Origin of the sequence: Streptomyces sp. NRRL S-920 (genome assembly GCF_000717945.1) — a bacterium.
Lineage (GTDB): Bacteria > Actinomycetota > Actinomycetes > Streptomycetales > Streptomycetaceae > Streptomyces > Streptomyces alboniger.
Window position 1 is genome coordinate 1 of sequence record NZ_JODF01000144.1, and the last position, 939, is coordinate 939.

1 protein-coding gene is annotated in these 939 nt (G+C 77.5%); it reads right to left on the bottom strand.

Annotated features, from left to right (window positions below):
* Positions 1-713 (bottom strand): phage holin family protein (locus tag IG54_RS0137245; RefSeq protein ID WP_030795644.1); only part of this gene is annotated, 713 nt, incomplete at its 3' end.
* Between the last annotated feature and the right edge of the window lie 226 nt (positions 714-939).

Below are 939 nucleotides of genomic sequence, written 5' to 3' on the forward strand. Positions count from 1 at the left end.
CCGGGGGCAGCCGCGCCGGGGGCAGCCGCGCCGGGGGCGGCCGCGCCGGGGGCGGCCGCGCCGGGGGCCTCCGCGCGGGGGGCGGCCGCGGTGCCGCCTGCCTCGCCTGTCCTGCCCGCCCCGAGCCATCGGGCGACGGTGGGCATGAGGCCCTTGGCGACGGCGGCCTGAAGGACGTCATGGCCGACGCCGTCGAGCTGGATGAAGACGGTGCCGGGAGCGAGGGGGCCGGGCTGCCCCTGGGCGCCGCGGCGCCTGCGCCGGTCGGCGAGCCGGTACAGGCGCCGCCGGTAGGCGTCGTCGTCGCGCACGGCGAGGGCACCGCCGGTGGCCGAGGCGACGGCGGACATCACGGCGGCCACGACCACGGCGGTCTCCGCCCCGGCCTCGCCACGGCCCGCCGGGATGAGGCTCAGGGCGAGCAGCAGGAGCGACCCGTTGAGGAAGAAGGCGAGCAGGCCGAGGACGAGGGCGGGTACGAGCAGCAGGGCGCGGACCAGCAGGGGCCACACCAGCGCGGAGAGCAGACCGAAGGCGCCGGCGCCGAGGGCGGCGGTGACCGCGATGCGGGTGGAGCTGTCGCCGTCCTCGGACTGGAGCTTGAAGTCGGGCAGGAGCCCGGCGAGTACGAGCATCGTCAGCGTGCTGACGGCCCATACGGCCACCACCCGCCACAGCGCGCTGCCGACCTTGCGCCATCGCCCTCTCCCCACACTCAGCCCCTTCGCGTTTCCTCCCGAACCGGGCCCCAGCGTGACACACACCCTCGCCCGGCCCCTGACCCCGACCCAGCCCCCACGCCCCCGCGCATCGCGGGGCCTTCTCCGCCCGGCCCCCACTCCTCAGCGCACCGCAGGGACCTTCCCCGCCCGGCCCTACACCTCAGCGCACCGCATGGACCTTCCCCACCTGGCCCCCCGCCCCAGCGCACCGCAAGGA